Below are 805 nucleotides of genomic sequence, written 5' to 3'. Positions count from 1 at the left end.
GAGATACCAACAGCGTGAGCTATGAGAAAGCGCCACGCTTCCCGAAGGGAGAAAGGCGGACAGGTATCCGGTAAGCGGCAGGGTCGGAACAGGAGAGCGCACGAGGGAGCTTCCAGGGGGAAACGCCTGGTATCTTTATAGTCCTGTCGGGTTTCGCCACCTCTGACTTGAGCGTCGGTTTTTGTGATGCTCGTCAGGGGGGCGGAGCCTATGGAAAAACGCCATCGGTGCGGCCTTCTTCCTGTTCCTGGTCTTTTGCTCACATGTTCTTTCCGGCGTTATCCCCTGATTCTGTGGATAACAGCATTTCGTTTTTGAGTGCGTAGATACCGCTCGCCGCAGTCGAACGACCGAGCGTAGCGAGTCAGTGAGCGAGGAAGCGGAAAAGCGCCTGGACGTGCATTTTCTCCTTACGCATCTGTGCGGCATTTCACACCCGGTATGGCGCACTTTTCATACAATCCGCACTGATGCCACATGGTTCAGCCAGTATACACTCCGCTATCGCTACGTGACTGGGTCATGGCTGCGCCCCGACACCCGCTAAAACCTGCTGACGCGCCCTGACGGGCTTGTCTGCTCCCGGCATCCGCTCACAGGCAAGCTGTGACCGTCTCCGGGAGCTGTATGTGTCAGAGGTTTTCACCGTCATCCCCGAAGCGTGCGAGGCAGCTGCGGTAAAGCTCGTCGGCGTGGTCGTGAAGGGCTTCGCAGATGTCCGCCTGGTCGTCGGCGTCCAGTTCATTCAGTTTTTCCAGCAGTGTCAGCGTCTGGCTTCTGATAAAGCGGGCCATGTTAAGGGCTG

General features: G+C 57.5%; 1 protein-coding gene. It reads right to left on the bottom strand.

Features of this window, described 5'->3' with window-relative positions; all coding sequences use genetic code 11:
- Positions 1-632 precede the first annotated feature (632 nt).
- The coding region (locus E0D98_RS25025; RefSeq protein ID WP_100027332.1) for a Rop family plasmid primer RNA-binding protein at positions 633-805 on the bottom strand (173 nt) is incomplete at its 5' end.

The sequence above is a fragment of the Escherichia sp. KCJ4928 genome, assembly GCF_004352695.1.
Lineage (GTDB): Bacteria > Pseudomonadota > Gammaproteobacteria > Enterobacterales > Enterobacteriaceae > ECMA0423.
The sequence above is the reverse complement of the archived record's forward strand: the minus strand, read 5'-3'. Positions and strand labels throughout refer to the sequence as shown.